We start from the raw sequence: 386 nt of genomic DNA, 5'->3' as shown, positions 1-386 counted from the left end.
CTTACTGCCCATTAAAGCGGGATAAAAAGAGGAAACTATCCCCCTTTCAATTAATCTTCTAAAATAGATTCAATCTCTTTCATGACTTTTTCATTCAATGAAACTTCCACCGCTCTTACACTTTCTCTTATTTGCTCCGCTCGTTTCCCACCAGGAATAACAGTATCAATTCCTTTTTGGTTTAATAACCACGCTAAAGCTAAATGCGATAATTCGAGATCCTTTTCTTTAGCTAAGTCTTTTAATTTTTCAACTTTCTTAAAGTTACTCTTATATGTATTCTCTTCAAATAGATTTACACTTTGACGCCAATCTCCTTTATTCAATTTGAAATCTTCTGTATATTTACCACCTAGTATCCCAAAAGCAAGAGGCCCGTAAGGAAT

General features: G+C 34.2%; 1 protein-coding gene. It reads right to left on the bottom strand.

The genetic code is table 11. The features are described from left to right. Positions 1-50: 50 nt before the first annotated feature. Positions 51-386 (bottom strand): aldo/keto reductase (locus MR079_RS28525; RefSeq protein WP_242295096.1); only part of this gene is annotated, 336 nt, incomplete at its 5' end.

The sequence above is a fragment of the Bacillus cereus group sp. BfR-BA-01381 genome (assembly GCF_022663555.1).
Lineage (GTDB): Bacteria > Bacillota > Bacilli > Bacillales > Bacillaceae_G > Bacillus_A > Bacillus_A pacificus.
This window is presented reverse-complemented; position numbering and strand designations above follow the sequence as displayed.